Consider the following 893-nt stretch of genomic DNA (forward strand, 5'->3'; position numbering starts at 1 on the left):
GTGCCGCCCGGCCGACATGGGCCTTTCCGGCTGGGCCGCCTCGGCGAGTCGAAAGCCGGCAATTCAGGAGAGCAACCGCTGCGGATCTGAGACCCTGAAAAGCCAACAGCCCCTTCCCGGCAAGGAAGAGGCTGCTGAAAACCTGGGGCCTTGTGGGGCCAGTCATCAGCTCCCCACAAGCCATGACCTCCCTCGGGAGTCAAGACGGAACCTGTTTCCGTCAACGGGAAGGCTTTGTCTGGACCCTAGCCGCGGCCCGTGAGGGACCGGGATCGATGACCTATGCCGAAGAGATCCGCCGACAGGTGGAGGCGGCCCCGCGCGTCGCGTTGCCGGCCGTCACGTCTGCGCTCTGGCGCGCCTACGGGGAGGGGCAGGTGACGGAAGCCGAGGCCGAGTCACTGTCTGTTCTCATCGAAGAAAGGCGGCTGACATATGTTGGATCAACCCGCCCAAAGCTGGAACAGGCCTCGAATCTAGCCGGAACTGCCGTAACCGAGGTTAAGGCTGGAAGGGCCGTAGGAGCGCCCAGGAGGACCGTTGGCTCGCGCCCGCGCACGGATGCCTCGATGGAGCGCCGTCGCCGGTGGGCGGCCTCTGGGCGGCACCCACGAGCTATCGCGGCACGCTTCACCCTGGCCGAGCAAGGCGTTCTGTCCCTCGTGGCCGCCGAGGGAGCCCGCCGGAAGGATTGCCCGCTGGCAGTGGGCGACCTCGCCGCCATCGTAGGCGTAGTCGAGACCACCGTTCGCAACGAGATCCGCGAGGCCGTGAAGCTCGGGATAGTGCACGTCGAGGAACGGCGCGTGAACGGCTGCCGCAACGACAGGCACATGTGGCGCATCGTCGCGGCCGGTTGGCCTGCCTGGCCGCGGCCGACGCGGGAAGGGGGT

Annotated in this window: 1 protein-coding gene; it reads left to right on the plus strand. The window is 67.4% G+C overall.

Translation table 11 applies throughout. The features are described 5' to 3' along the window. Positions 1–275 precede the first annotated feature (275 nt). Positions 276–893: helix-turn-helix domain-containing protein (locus MKK84_RS35830; RefSeq protein WP_243916452.1), on the plus strand; the 618-nt coding region annotated here is incomplete at its 3' end.

The sequence above is a fragment of the Methylobacterium sp. E-065 genome (assembly GCF_022829605.1).
GTDB lineage: Bacteria > Pseudomonadota > Alphaproteobacteria > Rhizobiales > Beijerinckiaceae > Methylobacterium.